Origin of the sequence: Gordonia crocea, assembly GCF_009932435.1 — a bacterium.
GTDB classification, from domain to species: Bacteria; Actinomycetota; Actinomycetes; order Mycobacteriales; family Mycobacteriaceae; genus Gordonia; species Gordonia crocea.
Genome location: NZ_BJOU01000017.1, coordinates 37,729 through 55,105 on the forward strand (window position 1 = coordinate 37,729; position 17,377 = coordinate 55,105).

The 17,377-nt window shown below is 68.6% G+C and carries 18 protein-coding genes; 8 read left to right on the top strand and 10 right to left on the bottom strand.

Annotation, left to right across the window (positions count from 1 at the left end; genetic code table 11):
* Together ispD and nbrcactino_RS15385 are read right to left on the bottom strand one after the other, a co-directional pair.
* Positions 1 to 684 (bottom strand): 2-C-methyl-D-erythritol 4-phosphate cytidylyltransferase, encoded by a 684-nt coding sequence (gene ispD, locus nbrcactino_RS15380; protein WP_161928359.1) that lies wholly within the window; start codon positions 682 to 684, stop codon positions 1 to 3.
* An 18-nt stretch (positions 685 to 702) separates the two neighbouring features.
* The gene (locus tag nbrcactino_RS15385) at positions 703 to 1,191 is read right to left on the bottom strand and encodes a CarD family transcriptional regulator (protein WP_161928360.1); all 489 of its coding nucleotides are present in this window, start codon (positions 1,189 to 1,191) and stop codon (positions 703 to 705) included.
* Positions 1,192 to 1,503: 312 nt separating this feature from the next.
* On the opposite strand from nbrcactino_RS15385, the gene nbrcactino_RS15390 reads away from it, so the two are divergent.
* The 3 genes from nbrcactino_RS15390 to radA all read left to right on the top strand — a co-directional run bounded on the left by nbrcactino_RS15390 (position 1,504) and on the right by radA (position 5,622).
* Positions 1,504 to 2,109 (top strand): copper chaperone PCu(A)C domain-containing protein, encoded by a 606-nt coding sequence (locus nbrcactino_RS15390; RefSeq protein WP_161928361.1) that lies wholly within the window; start codon positions 1,504 to 1,506, stop codon positions 2,107 to 2,109.
* A 220-nt stretch (positions 2,110 to 2,329) separates the two neighbouring features.
* Positions 2,330 to 4,153: a YhgE/Pip family protein gene (locus nbrcactino_RS15395; RefSeq protein ID WP_161928362.1), complete on the top strand. Its 1,824-nt coding sequence runs from the start codon at positions 2,330 to 2,332 to the stop codon at positions 4,151 to 4,153.
* Positions 4,154 to 4,230: 77 nt separating this feature from the next.
* Positions 4,231 to 5,622, top strand: coding sequence for a DNA repair protein RadA (gene radA / locus nbrcactino_RS15400; RefSeq protein ID WP_161928363.1), 1,392 nt, complete (start codon positions 4,231 to 4,233; stop codon positions 5,620 to 5,622).
* A gap of 4 nt (positions 5,623 to 5,626) precedes the next feature.
* Here radA and nbrcactino_RS15405 read toward each other — a convergent pair whose 3' ends face one another.
* On the bottom strand, positions 5,627 to 6,196 hold the full coding sequence (locus nbrcactino_RS15405; protein WP_228460958.1) for a PaaI family thioesterase: 570 nt from the start codon (positions 6,194 to 6,196) through the stop codon (positions 5,627 to 5,629).
* A gap of 49 nt (positions 6,197 to 6,245) precedes the next feature.
* On the opposite strand from nbrcactino_RS15405, the gene disA reads away from it, so the two are divergent.
* A complete protein-coding gene (disA, locus tag nbrcactino_RS15410) occupies positions 6,246 to 7,328 on the top strand; it encodes a DNA integrity scanning diadenylate cyclase DisA (protein ID WP_161928364.1) in 1,083 nt (360 codons plus the stop codon).
* Positions 7,329 to 7,362: 34 nt separating this feature from the next.
* Here disA and nbrcactino_RS15415 read toward each other — a convergent pair whose 3' ends face one another.
* A complete protein-coding gene (locus tag nbrcactino_RS15415) occupies positions 7,363 to 8,133 on the bottom strand; it encodes a hypothetical protein (RefSeq protein ID WP_161928365.1) in 771 nt (256 codons plus the stop codon).
* Between the two features lie 89 nt (positions 8,134 to 8,222).
* Positions 8,223 to 8,876, bottom strand: a complete 654-nt coding sequence (locus nbrcactino_RS15420; protein ID WP_161928366.1) for a carbonic anhydrase — start codon at positions 8,874 to 8,876, stop codon at positions 8,223 to 8,225.
* Between nbrcactino_RS15420 and nbrcactino_RS15425 the strand changes: the two genes are divergently transcribed.
* On the top strand, positions 8,875 to 9,765 hold the full coding sequence (locus nbrcactino_RS15425) for an iron-sulfur binding domain-containing protein (RefSeq protein ID WP_161928367.1): 891 nt from the start codon (positions 8,875 to 8,877) through the stop codon (positions 9,763 to 9,765). The two genes, nbrcactino_RS15420 and nbrcactino_RS15425, sit on opposite strands and share 2 nt — an antisense overlap.
* Here nbrcactino_RS15425 and nbrcactino_RS15430 read toward each other — a convergent pair.
* On the bottom strand, positions 9,706 to 10,527 hold the full coding sequence (locus tag nbrcactino_RS15430; RefSeq protein ID WP_161928368.1) for an alpha/beta fold hydrolase: 822 nt from the start codon (positions 10,525 to 10,527) through the stop codon (positions 9,706 to 9,708). The genes nbrcactino_RS15425 and nbrcactino_RS15430 overlap by 60 nt on opposite strands.
* A gap of 86 nt (positions 10,528 to 10,613) precedes the next feature.
* On the opposite strand from nbrcactino_RS15430, the gene nbrcactino_RS15435 reads away from it, so the two are divergent.
* From nbrcactino_RS15435 to nbrcactino_RS15445, 3 genes are all read left to right on the top strand, one after another.
* On the top strand, positions 10,614 to 10,931 hold the full coding sequence (locus nbrcactino_RS15435; protein WP_161928369.1) for an antibiotic biosynthesis monooxygenase family protein: 318 nt from the start codon (positions 10,614 to 10,616) through the stop codon (positions 10,929 to 10,931).
* A gap of 14 nt (positions 10,932 to 10,945) precedes the next feature.
* Positions 10,946 to 11,560, top strand: a complete 615-nt coding sequence (locus tag nbrcactino_RS15440; protein ID WP_161928370.1) for a class I SAM-dependent methyltransferase — start codon at positions 10,946 to 10,948, stop codon at positions 11,558 to 11,560.
* 78 nt (positions 11,561 to 11,638) lie between these two features.
* Positions 11,639 to 13,132, top strand: a complete 1,494-nt coding sequence (locus nbrcactino_RS15445; RefSeq protein WP_161928371.1) for an aldehyde dehydrogenase — start codon at positions 11,639 to 11,641, stop codon at positions 13,130 to 13,132.
* Positions 13,133 to 13,270: 138 nt separating this feature from the next.
* On the opposite strand, the gene nbrcactino_RS15450 is transcribed toward nbrcactino_RS15445, so the two are convergent.
* The 4 genes from nbrcactino_RS15450 to nbrcactino_RS15465 are packed head-to-tail and all read right to left on the bottom strand — an operon-like array spanning position 13,271 to position 17,366.
* Positions 13,271 to 13,873 carry a hypothetical protein gene (locus nbrcactino_RS15450; protein WP_161928372.1) on the bottom strand — a complete coding sequence of 201 codons (603 nt, stop codon included), beginning with the start codon at positions 13,871 to 13,873 and terminating at the stop codon, positions 13,271 to 13,273.
* Complete coding sequence (locus tag nbrcactino_RS15455) at positions 13,874 to 14,647, bottom strand: Rv1363c family protein (protein WP_161928373.1); 774 nt, start codon at positions 14,645 to 14,647, stop codon at positions 13,874 to 13,876. It lies immediately after the preceding gene.
* The gene (locus nbrcactino_RS15460; protein ID WP_161928374.1) at positions 14,614 to 16,095 is read right to left on the bottom strand and encodes an MCE family protein; all 1,482 of its coding nucleotides are present in this window, start codon (positions 16,093 to 16,095) and stop codon (positions 14,614 to 14,616) included. The genes nbrcactino_RS15455 and nbrcactino_RS15460 overlap by 34 nt, the downstream gene beginning before the upstream one ends.
* The gene (locus tag nbrcactino_RS15465; protein ID WP_161928375.1) at positions 16,092 to 17,366 is read right to left on the bottom strand and encodes an MCE family protein; all 1,275 of its coding nucleotides are present in this window, start codon (positions 17,364 to 17,366) and stop codon (positions 16,092 to 16,094) included. The genes nbrcactino_RS15460 and nbrcactino_RS15465 overlap by 4 nt, the downstream gene beginning before the upstream one ends.
* Between the last annotated feature and the right edge of the window lie 11 nt (positions 17,367 to 17,377).

The following is a 17,377-nucleotide window of genomic DNA, read 5'->3' on the forward strand; positions in this document are numbered from 1 at the left end:
TCAGGCCCTTCCCTTGGCGAAGTCGCGTGCCAGCCGCAGATCCCACGGCGTCGTGATCTTGAAGGCGTCGGGGTCCCCGTCGACGACGAGGACCGGCAGGCCGGCCCGCTCGGCGAGGCCGGCATCGTCGGTGGCCGTGCCGGGCCCGTCCGAGTCCGGCGCGTAGGCGGCCACCAATGCATCGGCGTGAAACCCCTGCGGGGTCTGGATGGCGCGCAGCACCGCGCGGTCGACGGTTTCGTCGACCCGGTCCTGCGCGTCGACGCGTTTGAGGGTGTCGACGACGGGGAGGCCGGGAACCACGACCGGGTTACCGGCGCGCAGGGCGGCGACGACGCGGCGGAACACCGGGACGGGGGTGAATGGGCGGGCGGCGTCGTGGACCAGGACGAACTCCCCGGTCACGTGCTGCAATCCGGCCCGAACCGAGTCGGAGCGCTCCGCGCCGCCGGCCACCACCACGACCTCGCAGCCGACTCCGGCCAGCTCCTCACGGACCGGCCCGATCATCTCCGCGGGCACGACGACGACGATCCGGTCGAGTTCGAGGTCGTCAACCGCAAGGATCGACGCGACGGTGCGGGCCAGGATGCTGGCTCCCCCGACGTCGACGAAGGCCTTCGGCCGGTTCTCCCCGAGGCGGACCCCCGACCCGGCGGCCGGGATGATGACCGATGTCGTCAAGTGTGCAGCGGTGCTTCGTCAGGAAGCGGCGGCCAGCACCTCGTCGAGAATGCTTGCGGCCTTCTCGTCGTCGGTGTTCTGGGCCAGCGACAGCTCGTCGACCAGCACGCGGCGGGCGCGGGTGAGCATGCGCTTCTCGCCGGCCGACAGCCCGCGGTCCTGCTCGCGGCGCCACAGGTCGCGCACGATCTCGGCGACCTTGATGATGTCGCCGGAGATGAGCTTCTCCTGGTTGGCCTTGAAACGGCGGGCCCAGTTGGTGGGCTCCTCGGTGTGGGGTGCGCGCAACACCTGGAAGACCTGGTCGAGGCCCTCCTCGCCCACCACATCGCGGACTCCGACGTACTCCAACTTCGAAGAGGGGATCTGGACGGTCATATCACCGTCGGTGACCTTCAAAACGAGGTATTCGACCTGTTCACCCTTGATGGTGCGGGTAACGATGTCCTCGACCCTCGCGGCACCATGGTGGGGGTAGACAACGGTGTCGCCAACTTTGAAATTCATGAACTTAGCGCCCCTTTCAACTGAGGCAAGTCTAACACGGGCGGCTGACAGCCTTCTCACAACGGTGCAGGTCAAACGGGTGATTATCACCCTTTGTGCTGGCAGGGCGACTATTCGGCGACTACTACGCAGTGTGGTACGGCACACGCCGAGACCCGAATGTGGCCGACGCGCCCGCTGCGCCCGACCACGAATTTTCGGCCAATCTCCCCACCCCCGCGTACGGGATGCCACGGTGCCCACTACGCTGCGTAGTGAGGGTTCCCGGCCGCAACCGGCGAACACCATGAAGACCACAGCTGGAGGATTACGGTGTCACAGCTATCCCAGTCCGCGTTCGCCAAGTCCGCGCTCGCTGCCGCCATCGGCATCGGCGTCGTCGTCTCCGCAGCCGCATGCGGCTCGGGACAGGTCTCCCAGACCGCCACCCAGGCGCCCGCGATCAACGGGGCGACCGTCCGCGACGGCGCGTTGACCTTGAACGACGTCACGATCATCTTCCCGACCTCGACCGACGCCACGACGGCGTTCACCCAGGGCGGCCCCTTCCAGATCGGCTTCGTCGCCTCCAGCGAGGACACGGTCCACGACACGGAGCTGGTCTCCATCACCACCCCGCACGGCACCGTCACCCTCAAGGGCGACACCACAATCCCCGCGGGCCTGACGCTGCGCGCCGGGAAGCCGGCCGGAATGACCCCGGCCCAGGGTCAGAAGGTCCTCGAGGCCACCTTGACCGACACGCTCAAGGGCACCGAGCGCACCGTGTCGCCGGGCCTGACGGTCCCGCTGACCTTCACGTTCTCCACCGACGGCAAGATCAGCAAGGTCCTCGTCGACACCCCCGTCGACGCCGGCGCCCTGATGGAGCGCAAGGATCCCGATCCCGCCGACTCGGCCGAGGAAGGCCACCACTAAACCCGTATTCCCAGCCGCCCTCCGCGGTTCTCCGGCGGACATCGCCGAAGGCTGCCGGAGGGCGGTTCTCGCTACCCGACCGGGCAATCCGCCCGCGTCGACTTGATTCTGAAACAGAACTGTTTCACACTACCGTGACGCCGGTCTCGCCCCGGGCCTCGCGTCAGCCGTTCCACTCGAAAGCAGAGCCATGACTGAAAGCGGACCCTCCATGACCGCTATGCCCGTATTGTCCGACCCCAAGGCGCGTTTGCAGCACTCCCGGGTCGCCCGGTTGATCGTTGCGATCCTCGTGATGGTCCCCCTGGTGGTCTCCGCTATCTACATGTGGGTCCTGTGGGACCCGACGAAGACCGTCAAAGACATGCCGGTCGCGATCGTCAACCAGGACACCGGGTTCACCGACGACAGCGGCACCACCGAGGCCGGCGCAAAGGTCACCGACAACCTCGTGAAGTCCGGCGCGCTGAACTTCCAGCGGGTGGACAAGGCCAATGCCTACGAGGGGCTGCGCTCGGGCCGCTACTACTTCGTGCTCGACATCCCCGCGGACTTCAGCGAGAACCTGAAGACGATCACCAACCCGGGCACCGCCGCCTCGCTGATCACGGTGACCTTCAACGACAACAACACGTTGAAGGCCTCCCAGATCGGCGGCTCGGCGATGGAGAAGATCTACCAGAGCGTCCTCAAGGGCATCGCCGCGACGACCGTCGGCGGCCTCGTGGACGGCGTCCAGAAGCTGGGCGACGGCCTGCGCTCCGCCGCGGACGGCTCAGGCCAACTCGGTGACGGCACCGCGACGCTGAGCAACGGTGTCAGCAACGACCTCGCGCCGGGCGTGAAGAAGGCTCGTGAGGGCGCGGCCAAGCTCGACGAGGGCGCCGGCACCCTGGCGGCCGGCCTGGTCTCGCTGCAGCAGGGCACCGACAAGCTGGGTGACGGCGCCACGCAGGTGGCCGACGGTATCGAGCGCCTGACGACGATGGCCCAGGTGAACAACCTGCAGGCCGCCATCAAGCAGGCCCAGGCCCTCTCCCCGAACAACCCGCAGCTGGCCAAGGTGGCCGAACTCATCGACGGCCTCGCCCGTCTGAAGGCCGGTAGCCGCGAGATCGCCACCCAGCTGACCAGCCCGACCGCGCAGTACCGCAGCGGTGTCAACAAGCTCGTCGACGGCAGCGGTCGACTGCAGACCGGGGCCGCGCAGCTCAGCGCCGGCATGGTCGCGATCGACGAGGGCGTCGGCAAGGTCGCCGACGGTGCCCAGCGCCTCAACGACGGCGCCAACCGCCTCAACCAGGGCCTGTCCGACGGCGCGAAGAAGGCGCCCGATTTCGGCGACGAGCAGGCCCGCGCAACCCTCGCGCAGCTCATGGCCACCCCGGTGACCAAGGAGACCAAGCACCTCGCCCGCGCACAGTTCAGCGGTCCCGGCGGCGCGCCGACGATCCTGTTGATCGCGTCGATGCTGGTGCCGATCATGATTCTGCTGACCTTCCGCGGCCACCGTTTCGTCACCGACGACAAGACCCCGCGCTCCCTGCGCGCAACCGGCCGCCGCGCCGTCGCGGTCAGTGCCATCAGCCTCGGCGTGATGGTGCTCGTCGGAGTCCTCGCGTTCATCACCCGCGACCCGATGCCCGAACCGGCCAGCCTCACCAAGGTCATCGTCATCACCGCCGCCGCAACCTTGATGAACGCCGCGCTCGTATCGGTGTTGTACACATTGTTCGGCTACGTGGTGGGGACCCTGTCCTCGCTGGCCTGGCTCATGCTCCAGCTGTTCTCCTACGGCGGCATCTGGATGGTGGAAACCGTGCCGGCACCCTTCCAATGGCTGCATTGGATCTCTCCGCTGACCTATGTCCGCAACGGCTACATCGCCGCGTTCAACGGGGTGCCCGGATTCTGGTCCTCGCTGGTCACGCTGATCGTGATCGGGCTGGCCGGGCTCGCCCTGATCTTCGGCGCCGTCAAGTTCCAGCGCACCCGGTACGAGCGCATCGTCGGCCACGAACCGACGGCGCTGCCGGCCACCTGATCGCTGTCGAGTTCCGTCGGACGACCCGCCGCCCCACGCGGGGCCGGGTTGTCCGACGGCCGGTTTAGGCTGGCGTCGTGGCAGTCAAAACACGCGCCGTCTTCCGGTGCAGCGCCTGCGGGCACCAGCCGGCGAAGTGGGTGGGCCGCTGCCCCGAGTGCGGCGAGTGGGGCACGGTCGACGAGGCCGCGGCGTCGTCGGCACGAGCGCGCGGCACCGTCGGCGTCGCACCGACGAGCCCGGCCCAGCGCCTGACCGAGGTCGGTTCGGAGGCCGCCCGCGCCATTCCCAGCGGCATCGGGGAGTTCGACCGCGTGCTGGGCAGCGGAGTCGTCCCCGGATCGGTCATCCTGTTGGCCGGCGAACCCGGCGTCGGCAAGTCGACGCTGCTCCTCGAGGCCGCCAAGCACTGGGCCCGGGCCGGGCGCCGCGTCCTATACGTCACCGGCGAGGAATCGGCCGGACAGGTGCGGCTGCGCGCCGAACGGACCGACGCGGTCGACGAGAACGTCTTCCTCGCCGCGGAATCCGATCTGTCGACCGTGCTCGGCCACGTCGCCGAGGTCGACCCCACCCTGCTGATCGTCGACTCGGTGCAGACGATGGTCGCGGGCGACTCCGACGGCGTCCACGGCGGGGTGACGCAGATCCGCGCGGTCACCACCGCTTTGGTGTCGTTGGCCAAGAACAGCGGTGTGGCCGTGATCCTCGTCGGGCACGTCACCAAGGACGGGGCGGTCGCCGGTCCCCGGTCGCTGGAGCACCTCGTCGACGTCGTGCTGAGCTTCGAGGGGGACCGCCACTCGCCGCTGCGCATGATCCGCGGGGTCAAGAACCGCTTCGGCGCCGCCGACGAGGTGGGGTGTTTCGAACAGCGCGACAACGGGATCCACCAGGTCACCGACCCGTCGGGAATCTTCTGGCACGAGCGCCAGGGCGATGTCACCGGCTCGGCCGTGCTGGTCACGATGGACGGCAAACGAGCCCTCGTCGGCGAGGTGCAGGCCCTCGCCAACAGCAGTGAGATGGCCAACCCGCGCCGCGCCGTGTCCGGCCTGGACAGCGCCCGGGTGGCCATGGTGCTCGCGGTCTTGCAGGCGCGGTTGGGCATCACCTCGATCAGCAAGGCCGAGGTCTATACGTCGACGGTCGGTGGCATGAAGGTCACCGAACCGGCCGCCGACCTGGCCATCGCCATGGCGGTGGCCTCGGTGGTGAAGCGCAGACCGATCCCGTTCACCACCGTCGCCGTCGGCGAGGTGGGACTGGCCGGCGAAGTCCGCCCGGTCAGCGCGCTGACGCGCCGGGTCGCCGAGGCCAAACGCCTCGGCTTCCGCCACGCCGTGATCCCCGCCTCCGGCGCCGACCGCGAGGACCTCCCGGCCGGTATCCGCATCACGCGCGTCGCGAACCTCGCCGAAGCCCTGGACGCCTGCATGCCCGAGCGGGTGCCGTCGGACGAGTTCTAACGCGTCAGGGGCTGGAGTACGTCGCCCAGCGCTGGTGCTCGTCGGGGCGCTGCGAGTTCGCGACGTGTTGCGAGAAGTGCTGGCGCGGATCGATTCCGATGAACAGCGAATGACTGACCGCGACCGGTTCGTCGACGGCCGTGCCCGTTTCATCGACGATGTGGGCAACCGACCGCAGATACACCTTGCGGCGCTGGCGGCCGAGGACCTCGGCGGTGAACCGCAGCGTCGATCCAATCGGAATCGGCTTGGCGAAGTCGATCTCGAGGTGACCGGTCACCACCGGCAACCCGATCAACAACGACGTCGTACCCATGACCTCGTCGAAAGCGGCCGAGAGGATCCCGCCGTGGATCAGGCCGGGGCCGCCTTCCATCCACGGCACCACGGCCATGGTGGCCGTCGAGTCGACGCCCTCACCCGCGACGACCCGGACGTGCAGGCCGTTGGGCGCATCGTCGCCACAGCCGTAGCAAAGCGCGTGGTGGTAGCGCATCGGTTCGCCGGGAGCCGCGATGTCGGGATGGCGGCTCACCGCCTCCAGGTCGTCGGGTACTGCAAAACTGCTTCTCACAGCCCGATAGTCTAATTCCGACACCGTCTTCCACCTGCCGGAGCACCCCATGACCGCGTCCACCCCCCTCTCCGAGTTGACCCGCACCACGTTGGCCCGGGTCGCACCCGGCACCGGGCTGCGCGACGGCTTGGAACGGATCCTGCGCGGGCGCACCGGCGCACTCATCGTGCTGGGCCACGACGCCGACGTGGAGCGGATCTGCGACGGCGGGTTCCATCTCGACGTCGAGTTCGCGCCGACACGGCTGCGGGAACTGTCGAAGATGGACGGAGCGGTGGTCCTGTCCACCGATGGCACCCGGATCCTGCGGGCCAACGTCCAGCTGATGCCCGATCCCACCATCCCCACCGTCGAATCGGGCACCCGCCACCGCGCCGCGGAACGCACGGCGATCCAAACCGGCCACCCGGTCATTTCGGTGAGCGCCTCGATGTCGATCGTCAGCGCCTACGTCGACGGCAGCCGGCGGGTGGTCGAGAACCCCGACGCGATCCTCTCCCGCGCCAACGTCGCACTGGCCACGCTGGAGCGTTACCGGACGCGCCTGGACGAAGTCCTCGCCGCGCTGTCCCGCTCGGAGATCGAGGACGACGTGACGCTGCGCGAGGTGGCGAGTGCGGCCCAGCGCATGGAGATGGTGCGCCGCGTCGCCGACGAGATCGACCTCTACATCCTCGAACTGGGCACCAACGGCCGACAGGTGCGCCTGCAGCGCGAGGAACTGCTCAGCGACAACGATGCGGTGCGCGAACTGTTGGTCCGCGACTACTACGCGTCGCCCGAACCACCGACGGCCGCCGACCTGGAGTCGGCGTTGGCCTCGATCGCCAAACTCTCCGACGCGGACCTGCTCGACTTGTCGCTCATCGGCCGCGCCTTGGGCTACCCGACCACCGTCGAAGCCCTGGATATGGCGATGACGCCCCGCGGATACCGCATGCTCTCGCGGATCTCGCGGCTCCAGTTCGCCCATATCGAGCGCCTGGTGGCCAGTTTCGGCTCACTGCAGTCGCTGCTGGCGACCAGCGCCGCGGATCTGCAGGGCGTCGAGGGAATCGGCAGCATCTGGGCCCGCCACATCCGGGAGGGGCTGTCCCGACTGGCCGAGACGAGCCTCGACCGGTTCTAGCGCCCGACCGATTGTCTGCGGTTGGATTTCGCGGCTAGGGCTGCTGCGCCGGCGCGACGACGTTGAAGGTGATCGGCGCGGACTCGCGCTCGCCGATCTTGCCGATCGCGCGGTAGGCGCCGGGAGCCATCGGCTCGCGCGGCGTCTTGCACCCCGGGGTGCTGGTGGTACCCGACCAGGTGATCGTGTCCTTCTCCTGCTGACCGGGCACGAAGTTGACGTTGCGCACGGTCCGCAGCGGCGAGCAGTCGCGGGCCGACCACAGCGTACGGGTGCCGTCGAGCGAGCGCACGACGACGTTCTGCGCCGACTTGCCGATGTCGCGGGTGCACTCGGCCAAGCCGCCGTTGGTCACCGCGAGGGTGAACACGGGCTGGTCGCCGACCTTGTAGGTCGACTTGTCGGTGTAGAGCACCACCGACAGGCTCTGGTCGGTGCAGAGGTTCTGTGCGGGTACCGAGGTGGGCGCGGCTGCGTCGGTCGGCGCCACCGGTGCGGCCTGCTGGTTGTTCTGGTCGCCCTGCGGCGCCGGGCCGCCCTGGTTCTGCTGTCCCTGGTCGGGCTGGGCCTGGTTCTGCTGACCACCCTGGTTGCCCTGGTCGGCCGGGGGCTGCGGCTTCTTGGGCGGCGGCGCGGGGGTCGCCGAACTGGTGGCGGCCACCTTCTGACCGTCGTCGCTCTTGGAGGGCAGGGCCGAAATGATCAACATCAAGACCAGCCCGACGAACGCCACGGCACCGACGCCGGCAACAATGCGGCGGCGCCAGTAGATCTCTGGCGGCAATGGGCCCTGTGGTTCGATCACGCCTTCACGCTAACCGCCAGCGCCAATCGGACCGATGAGGCTACTCGGCGTGTCGCGATCCGGCAACGCAGGTCACATCCGTCGGCGTGTCACACTTCGACGGGTTCCCCGGGCTCATCGCCGACGTCGCCGATGACGCTGCGCAGCGCGACGCGCCCCTCCGCGAGGTGGTAGGTCAGGCCCACGATCGCCACCTCGCCGGCGTCGACCCGCCCCTTGATCAGGAGGCTGCGCTGCATCAGGAGACGCCCGGTTTCGACGACGTGCTCGGCCTCGAACTCGTCGAGCCGCGACTTGCCCTTCGACCGTGCGGACAGGATGCTCGGGCCCACCCGCTCGACGATGTCGCGGACGTAGCCGCCGGGGATGGTGAGGTCGTTGAGCGAGGCCACCGTCGAACCGACCGCACCGCACGAGTCGTGTCCGAGGATGGCGATCAGTGGCACGTTCAGCAGTTCGGTGGCGAATTCGAGCGACCCGAGGACCGAGGAGTCGATGATGTGGCCGGCGGTGCGCACGACGAACATGTCGCCGAGCCCCTGGTCGAAGATCATCTCCGCGGCCACCCGGGAGTCCGAACAGCCGAACAATACGGTCGCGGGCGCCTGCCCCTCGGCCAGGACGGCCCGACGGTCGATACCCTGGTTGGGATGATCCGGCTCCCCCGCAACGAAACGTATGTTTCCCGCTTTGAGCTCCGCCCAGGCTTGTGCGGGTGTGACTCGTTGTGAGGCTGTAGTCATGTTTGCGAGTATGCCACCGCACGCGGTGCTGTCCTGGTTCGACCGCCATGAGCGCGATTTACCCTGGCGCCGACCCGAGGCGAGCGCGTGGCATGTGCTGGTCAGCGAGTTCATGCTGCAGCAGACCCCGGTGGCCCGGGTTCTGACCCCGTGGACCGAGTGGGTGCGGCGCTGGCCGACACCGGCCGACATGGCCGCCGCGAGCGGTGCCGACGTGCTGCGCGCCTGGGGCAAACTGGGCTATCCGCGTCGGGCGCAGCGGCTGCACACCTGCGCGAAAACCATTGCCGCACAACATGACAACGTCGTGCCCGACAACGTCGAGACGCTGCTCGCGCTGCCCGGCGTCGGCGAGTACACCGCACGCGCGGTGGCCTGCTTCGCCTACGGCCGGGCGGTCCCCGTCGTCGACACCAACGTCCGCCGCGTCATCGCCCGGGCCTGCCATGGATTGGCCGACGCACCCGGACCGCGCCGCTCCGATCTCGACGACGCCCTGGCGATCGCGCCCCGGACCCCCGACGGCGGACTGGCACCCTCGGCACCCCGGTTCTCCGCGGCCGTCATGGAGCTCGGCGCGCTCGTCTGTACGGCCCGCAATCCGCGGTGCGACCACTGCCCGATCGCCGGCGACTGCGCCTGGAACGCCGCCGGCCGTCCCGCAGCTCCCGCGGTGGTCAAACGCACCCAGCGTTACGAGGGCACCGACCGGCAGGCGCGCGGGCGGCTGCTCGACGTCCTGCGCGAGCATCCTGATCCGGTGGACCGCAGCCGACTCGACGCGGCGTGGACCCGCGACCCCGGGCAGCGGTCCCGGGCGCTGGACTCGCTACTCGTCGACGGTCTCGTCGAGATCACCGACGACGGACTGTTCCGCCTCGGGGGCTGAGCGTTCGCCCAGGAACTCCTCGACCGCGTCGCGGAAGAAGGCGGGTGCGTCGTCGTGGATGAGGTGACCGGCACCCGGGGCGACGACGTGGCGGGCGTGGGGGTTGCGCCGCGCCATTTCGGCCATCTGACCGGGTGGGGTGACGGTGAACTCGGCCTCCAGCAGCAGCGTGGGCACGGCGACCGCCTCCCACTGCGCCCAATAGTCGCGGCGGCCCCATTCGTCGGCGATGACGGTGAAGACGTCGAGATCGCCGTGGAGCCGCCCGTCGTCGAAGGCCTCGTAGAAGTACCGACCGGCCACGTCGCCGAACATGCTTTGGGCGTGGGTGACCGAGGTGAAGCGGTCTGGCCACGTTTGGAACCACGGCGTCCAGTTTCGGGTGGTCTGGCCCCGGAAGTCCGGCGCCATGTCCTCGACGACGAGAGCGGAAACCAGGTCGGGCCGCGCCGCCGCGGTGCACCACGCGTGCAGACCGCCCATCGAGTGTCCGATCAGCACCGCGGGCCCGTCGCCGATCCGCTCGAGCACGTCGACGGTGTCGGCGACAAAACGTTCGGTCGCGGTGTCCGCCGGGCCGATCGTCGTGCCCGGCGCGATGGGCCCGGTATGCCACGCGGCGTCGACGGTGAAGACGTGCCCGCGCTCGCGCAGCCACGGGATCTGCCGCACCCAGGTGCGACCGCGTCCCATCAGCCCGTGCAGCAGCAGGATCGGCGGCCCGTCGCCGCCGTGATCGATGAGCGAGTCCGATCCGGTCACGCGTGTGACTGTATCCGGCACCGGGAGTATCGATCTGGGAGATTGGTCCCATGTCCCTGGCGGCCGCCAGTCGATAGGGTGGCCTCATGGCAGTAGTGAAGATCAACGCGATCAGCATCCCCGAAGGCGCCGGCCCCGAGCTGGAGAAGCGCTTCGCCAACCGGGCACACGCCGTCGACGGGTCGCCGGGGTTCCTCGGCTTCCAGTTGCTGCGCCCGACCAACGGCGAGGACCGCTACTTCGTCTACACCCAGTGGGAGACCGAAGAGGCCTACCAGAACTGGGCCAACAGCGATGCGCGCACGGCACACGCCGCCGAGCGCAAGGGCAACACGGTTGCCTCCGGCGCCAACCTCCTCGAGTTCGAGGTCGTCATCGACGCCAAGCCGACGTCGGGCGCCTGACGCACCGCCGGTCGTTGCAGCCGGTCCGCGACGCCTATGCGCTGCGGGCGGCCGAGTACACGCGGGTCTGCGGAACCCTCGCCGCCACCGATGCGCGCGACCGCGAGGTCATCGCACGGTGGGCCGATGAGATCGACGGTCCCATCGTCGACGTCGGATGCGGGCCCGGCCAGTGGACCGCGTTCCTCCATGACCGCGGGGCGAACGTCGTCGGCGTCGATCCGGTGCCCGAGTTCATCGCCCAGGCGCGCCGGGACTACCCGAGGGCGCGGTACGCGGTCGGCCACGCCGGGGCGCTCGACCTCTCGGCCGGCTCGGCGGCCGGAATCCTCGCCTGGTTCTCGCTGATCCACACCGAGCCCGACGCGCTCGCCGTCCAGTTGGACGATCTGGCCCGAGCGTTGCGGCCGGGTGGCCGCTTGTTGCTGGGTTACTTCTCCGGTCCCGCACTCATCCGGTTCGAGCACAAGGTCCACCCCGCCTGGTACTGGCCGACGGCCGATCTCTCCCGGTTGCTGAACGCCTCCGGGTTTTCCGTGTCGGCGGTTGCGACGCGGACCGATGCCGCCACCACTCGCACGGTCGGCACGCTGCACGCCGTGCGATCCGGCGACGAGCCCGCAGCCTGATCGCCACCGACCCTGGTCGCGAAGTAGAACGTGTTCTAGTATCAAGGGTGAACCAGATCACCCAACCCTGGAGCACTCATGACCGAGACCACGACCGCCCCTGACACGCTCATCGGCGGTGGGGATCAGCCCAACCTGTACATTGGCGGGAAGTGGGTCGCACCCCATTCCACCGCGCGCATCGACGTGATCTCCCCGGCCACCGGGGAGAAGGTCGGGTCCGCACCGGACGGCGACGCGACCGACGTCGACACCGCGGTCCGGGCCGCGCGCGCGGCCTTCGACTCCGGCGTGTGGCGCTCGAAGGCGCCCGCGGAACGCGCCGCCGTGCTGCGCCGTGCCGCCGAGCTCATCAACGAGCGCACGGCCGACATCACCGGCCTGGTCTCCGCCGAAATGGGTGCCTCCGTCACCGACATCGCGACGCTGCAACAACTCCCCGGCACCGGTGTGCTCAACGGCTACGCCGACGCGGCAGACGCCTACGAGTGGGAAGAGAAGCGCACCGGACTGTTCGGTGAGACCCTCGTCGTGCGCGAGCCGGTCGGCGTGGTCGGTGCGATCATCGCGTGGAACGTCCCGCTGTTCCTGATCTGCAACAAGCTCGGGCCCGCGCTCGCAGCCGGTTGTTCGGTGGTGCTCAAGCCGGCACCGGAGACCCCGCTCGACGCCAACCTGATGGCCGAGATCTTCACCGAGGCCGGCGTCCCGGAGGGCGTGTTGTCGGTGGTCACCGGTGGCCTCGAGGCCGGCCAGGCCCTCGTCGAACACCCCGACGTCGACAAGATCACCTTCACCGGATCCACCGCAGCCGGCCGCAAGATCGCCGCGCGCTGCGGCGAGCTGCTCAAGCGCTGCTCGCTGGAGTTGGGCGGGAAGTCCGCGGCCATCGTCCTCGACGACGTCGACCTTCCGTCGGCCGTCCACATGCTCGTCTTCTCCGGGCTGCTCAACAACGGCCAGGCCTGTGTCGCCCAGTCGCGGGTCCTGGTGCCCCGGTCCCGCCACGACGAGATCGTCGCGGCCATGGTCGAGACCGCCAAGACTTTCAATCCGGGCGTCCCGGGCAACCCGGAGGCGAACCTCGGGCCGATCATCACCGAGAACCAGCGCGCCAAGGTCGAGGGCTACATCGAGAAGGGCAAGGCCGAGGGTGCCACCGCGGTGCTCGACGGCGGCCGCCCCGAGGGACTGGACTCCGGCCACTTCGTAGCCCCGACGATCTTCACCGGCGTCACCAACGACATGACCATCGCCCGCGAAGAGATCTTCGGCCCGGTCCTGTCGGTGATCGCCTATGACACCGTCGACGAGGCCATCGCCATCGCGAATGACTCTGATTACGGCCTGGCCGGCTCGGTCTGGACGTCGGATATCGACCGCGGCGTCGAGATTGCCAAGCAGGTGCGCACCGGTACCTACGGGATCAACTGGTACGCCATCGACCCGGCGTCCCCGTTCGGCGGCTACAAGAACTCCGGCATCGGCCGCGAGAACGGCCGCGAGGGGCTCGAGTCCTACCTCGAGCACAAGTCCATCCTGATGCCGATGGGCTACTCGTCGCAGAGCTGACCGATCCGGGTGGGCCCAGTCGATGAATTCCTGGGCCCACTCGACAGGATTGAGGGCCCACTCGACGGGATTGAGGGCCCACTCGACAGGATCGAGGGCCCACTCGACGGAAAACAGGGCCCAGTCGGCGAATAGGGGTCAGTTGGGGGTCGGAGCGGGAGCCGGTGCAGGAGCCGGAGCCGGCGCGGGCTGATTGGCCTGCTTCTCGACGATCTTGCGCAACGAGTCATCGGTGAAGATCCCGATCGAGTTGATCTTCCACTCCCCGCCCTTGCGGACCATGGTGAACTGCACCCGGCTCGGATCGATCCGGACCTTCGGTTCGGACGCGCTGGTCACCGACTGGTTGAGGAACAGCAGCACCGTCGACGTCGAGCGGGTGTTGGTGACCACCCCGGCATCGGCGACGGTGAGCTTGGAGATGATGCGGTTGCTCTTGACGTTGTGCGACATCTTGAGCTCGGTGATCTGCTGGTCGAACTCCTTGGCCGCGCCCTCGATGACGAAGCCGCGCGCCCGCGCGATCTTCGCGTCGACCGTGGCCGGTTCGTAGCTGAACATGGTCTGGGCGTAATCCTTCGCCGCGGCCAGCGACGAGTCGCGTGCCGACTCGACCGAGGCCAGGCGGAAGTAGCGGAAGCCCAGGAACCCGGTCAACACGAGCAGTGCCGCCAGGATCGCGGCGAGCACCATCATCGCCGGAGTCAGCCGGCGGCCGTCGGACTTGTCAGTCGAATTCACTCAGTACACCCAATCGAACTTCGTCAGTTTGAGCACGCCGTTGATCCGGCGCATCTCCACCCGCCAGCGGAACACCTGCGACTCCACGTCGTTGGCGTTGTTACCGATGCGCTGGGTCCACCCCAGCACCATCAGCACCGTGCCGTGATCGGGCTCGGCCAGGGTCACGGCGCTGGAGAGCACCCGGCCCTGTGTCTGGATGCCGTGCTGCTCGATCTGCGTGATGATCTGCTGGGTGACCATCTGCAGGTTCTCGTAGGCGGTGCCGCTGGTCTTGTCCAGCAGTGTCTTGCGGATGTCGTCGACGTTGGTCTTGTTCAACGACGTGAGGTTCACCGTCACCTGCTCGGCGAAGGCCTGGTATTCCGCGCGCAGATCGTTGCGCCGCTCCACCCGGGCGCCGGCCACCGCGAACAACGCCGATGCGGCGATCAGGACCACGGCCAACAACGTCGCGGCCAACCACATCAGGGTGGTCCTCGGGTCGACCCGGTCGACGGTCACAAAGTCCGAGCGATTCTCGGGTCGCTTCGCGCCCGTGTCGTCGCGCTCAGGCTTCTGCGACCCGTCCGCCGAGTCTTCTGATGACCCAACAGCCGAGTCCCCCGTCGAGTCCCCGGACGGGGCGAACCGGGTCTTGGCCCGACGGCGCAGCGGAGCCACCCGAACGGGTTGCGCGGCGCGGCGCGTCGGAGTCCGGTCCGCGGTCGGCTGCTCGGCGAGGGACGTTGATTCCTCGCTCACCGAACCGTCGGATTCATCATCTGTTGCCATGTCGTCGCTTTTCCACGCGAATCCCTGCCGAGACCCGCGTTGTAGATCTTCCCGTCCGGACCGACGTAGTCGCCGGTCTTCGGGTCGTATGTCGTCGAATAGACCGCGGGCTGCTTCTCGTCCTTGCGGTACTGGGTCGGCCCCGCAGGAACCACGTTACCGGTGCGCCCGGGCGAGGTGTTGCTCGCCGGCGCCACCCCCGGGCCCCGGCCCGGACCCTGCCATTTGAGGCCGAACGGGAGTCCGTTGGGGAACGGCACGTTCTGCTTGGCCAGCGGCTTGTAGCCGGTGCGGCACTCCTCCGGCGTCGGCGCCCGCCGGCCCGGGAACTCCACACACGGGAAGTTACGGCTACCGCGCACCGCGAGGTTCTGGTCCTGGGGGACACGGCACAGCAGTCCCGGCGGCAGTTCGCGCGCGGTGGTCGCCGAACCCGGCCGCCACTGATCGAACGGCAGGAACCCGACGGTGCAGGTCCCCGGATCCTGGAACCCGAGGGCGAAGTCGGCATTGGCGCCGTAGCGCTCGACGTCGCCGGTGTTGACCGCGGTGATCAAGACGTCGAGCAGGCGCGGGTAAAGCACCAGGATCTGGCGCATGTTGGGGTGGTAGACGGCCATCGTCTTCGCGGTCGTGCCGATATTGGAGACGAACAGCGGCAACGACATCCGCATCGAATCGAAGAACTGCCCGGCATCGGAGGTCACCCCCGGCCCCTTGGCCAACACCCCGGTGATCTCCGGCTTGTTGGCCCGCAACTGATCGGTCACCCGGGTCAGGTTCGACGTCCACGCGCGGACCGAATCAGCGGTGGCGCTCTGCGTCGACAGAACGTCGTCGGCCTGGCGGACCAGCGCGATCATCGCGTCGGAGTTCTTGTAGGTGTCGTCGGCCAGCAGCGTCATCGAGTCCAGGAGCCGCTGCAGGTCCTCACCGGTGCCGTTGAACGCCTTGAACGCCTCGTCCATCACCGAGCGCAGTTTGGAATCGCCGATGTTGACCAGCAACCGGTCGGCCTGGTCGAGCATGGTCGAGATCTCGACCGGCACATCGGTACTCGCCACCGTGGCGTTGTTGCCGAGCTTGCTCGACGACGGGTTCTCCGGCGGGATGAATTCGACGAACTGCTCACCCACCGCCGACACCGACCGGATCGACGCCGCGGAATTGGCCGGGATCTTCGTCGACGAGTCGATGGTGAGTCGGGCCCGGACACCGTTGTCGGTCAGGGTCACCGAATCCACCTTGCCGACGTTCACGCCGCGGAAGCTGACGTTGGCATTCTGGTAGAGACCACCGGTCGAGGGCAGATCGAGGTTCACCCGGTACACGCCGAAGCCGAGCATCGCCGGCACCCGGATGTACAGCGCCGCCATGGCCACCATGGCGATGGTCGTCACCACGGCGAAGATGATCAGCTGGGTGCGGACGAAGTTGGTGATCTTCATCGCGGCCTCCGGGCGTGACTCGGCTTGCGGGGCTTCGGTTTCGGCGACGTCCCGTGCTGCATCGGCGATTGGAAGGGGTTGAGCCCGCGTCGGGCCGCGCCGGCCGGGCGTCCGGCCAACGCCTCCGGACCGAGGATCCGGCTGCCGAGCACCGACGGGAACAGCCCCTGGCCGAGGCGGGCGAAGGTGAGATCGAGGTTCAGGTCGGTGTTCACGTAGTCGCCGCGCACCACGTTGCTGATCGCCGACTCCGGGAACGGGAAGGTGAGCAACACGCCCAGTGACTTCACCAGCGAGGGGCCGGTGGACTGCAACTGGTCCAGCGTCGGGACGAGTGCCCGCACGGCCAGGCGAATGTCGTCGCTGTTGGCCCTGAGGATGTCGTCGGCGGTCGACGACAGGCGACCGATCGCACCGAGCGCGTCGACGAGCTGCTGCCGCTGACCGACGAGCATGTCGAGGATCTTCGGACTGTCGGCAAGGGCCTTCTCGATGGTCGGCGCCTGGGCGTTCATCGTGGCGGTCAGCCGGTCGAGCCCGTCGATCGCCGCGATGATGCTGCCGCGTTGCGAGTTGAGCGTTCCGACAAGCTGGTTGAGCCGCGGCACCAGCTTCGCGATGGTGTCCTGGCGGCCTTTGAAGGTCTTGTTGACCTCGCTGACGATGTCACCGAACTGGGAGAGCCCGCCGCCGTTGAGCACCACCGAGAGCGAACTGAGGACCTGCTCGGTCGTCGGGAAGGTGCAGGCCGAGAGTTGTTGGGCGACACTGACATCGGGGATCTCCTGGCCCGCCGTCGCCGTCGGCCGCAGGTTCTCCTGCTCCGGGCACTTGGCCAGCGGGATGGTGTCGCCGGCCTTCATCATCGTGTCGGTGGGTTTGTCGGGCTGCAGGACCTGCAGGTGCGACGAACCCAGGACGCTGGTCATCCCGACCATGACGTGGGAGCCGGCCGGGATCCGGGTGCCCTTGTCCAGGCGCATCTCGATCCGGGCGTTCCAGTCGTCGACGGTGATCGAACCGATCGACCCGACGGTCGCGTCGTCGAGCATGATCGGCGCGTTGGTCACCAAGCCGGCCGCGGTCGGCACGATCGCGCTGATCCGGTAGGCGCCGGAACCGGTGCCCGGCGCCCCCGGCACCGGCAGGGTGTTGGCCCCGCCGAAGCCGCACCCGACGAGCCCGGTGGCGACCACGGTCCCCACCGCCATCGCCGCCACCGCGCGGCGGCACGACGTGCCGGTCACCGTGTTATCCGCCGATCTGCGCATCGTCTCGCCCC

Bases quoted from the DNA above. Each gene is read 5' to 3' on its own strand.
- nbrcactino_RS15465 (WP_161928375.1), bottom strand. From the start codon at position 17,366: ATGCGCAGATCGGCGGATAACACGGTGACCGGCACGTCGTGCCGCCGC.
- nbrcactino_RS15435 (WP_161928369.1), top strand. From the start codon at position 10,614: ATGGCAGTAGTGAAGATCAACGCGATCAGCATCCCCGAAGGCGCCGGC.
- nbrcactino_RS15425 (WP_161928367.1), top strand. From the start codon at position 8,875: ATGTTTGCGAGTATGCCACCGCACGCGGTGCTGTCCTGGTTCGACCGC.
- nbrcactino_RS15385 (WP_161928360.1), bottom strand. From the start codon at position 1,191: ATGAATTTCAAAGTTGGCGACACCGTTGTCTACCCCCACCATGGTGCC.
- nbrcactino_RS15455 (WP_161928373.1), bottom strand. From the start codon at position 14,647: ATGGCAACAGATGATGAATCCGACGGTTCGGTGAGCGAGGAATCAACG.
- nbrcactino_RS15460 (WP_161928374.1), bottom strand. From the start codon at position 16,095: ATGAAGATCACCAACTTCGTCCGCACCCAGCTGATCATCTTCGCCGTG.
- nbrcactino_RS15445 (WP_161928371.1), top strand. From the start codon at position 11,639: ATGACCGAGACCACGACCGCCCCTGACACGCTCATCGGCGGTGGGGAT.
- nbrcactino_RS15395 (WP_161928362.1), top strand. From the start codon at position 2,330: ATGCCCGTATTGTCCGACCCCAAGGCGCGTTTGCAGCACTCCCGGGTC.
- nbrcactino_RS15420 (WP_161928366.1), bottom strand. From the start codon at position 8,876: ATGACTACAGCCTCACAACGAGTCACACCCGCACAAGCCTGGGCGGAG.
- disA (WP_161928364.1), top strand. From the start codon at position 6,246: ATGACCGCGTCCACCCCCCTCTCCGAGTTGACCCGCACCACGTTGGCC.